We start from the raw sequence: 284 nt of genomic DNA, 5'->3' as shown, positions 1-284 counted from the left end.
AAATGTAGCAGCTGATAAAAAAATGGAAGCAAAAATTGAAGATCATAAAGCAGATGTAAAATTAACAGGAGATGAGGCTATCACAAAATTAAGCCCACTTCTACAAGAATTAAAATTTGATAAAGATACTCCTGACCAAGAAGTAATCGATCAAGTAGCGAACGTGTTCAAACTTGATAAAGACTACCAAAAATTCGATTTAGAAGTTGTCTTCTCTGATGGAACGAAAAAAGAATACAAAAGAGAAATAAAATAAAGAAGTAGGCGATTGCCTACTTCTTTAT

General features: G+C 31.7%; 1 protein-coding gene. It reads left to right on the top strand.

Annotation, left to right across the window (positions count from 1 at the left end; all coding sequences use genetic code 11):
- The coding region (locus tag MR170_RS31525; RefSeq protein WP_242310732.1) for a YusW family protein at positions 1-256 on the top strand (256 nt) is incomplete at its 5' end.
- Positions 257-284 lie beyond the last annotated feature (28 nt).

The organism is Bacillus cereus group sp. BfR-BA-01524 (assembly GCF_022662595.1).
Taxonomy (GTDB): Bacteria; Bacillota; Bacilli; order Bacillales; family Bacillaceae_G; genus Bacillus_A; species Bacillus_A thuringiensis_S.
Note: the sequence above shows the minus strand (reverse complement) of the source record. Positions and strands in the feature narration are given on the sequence as shown.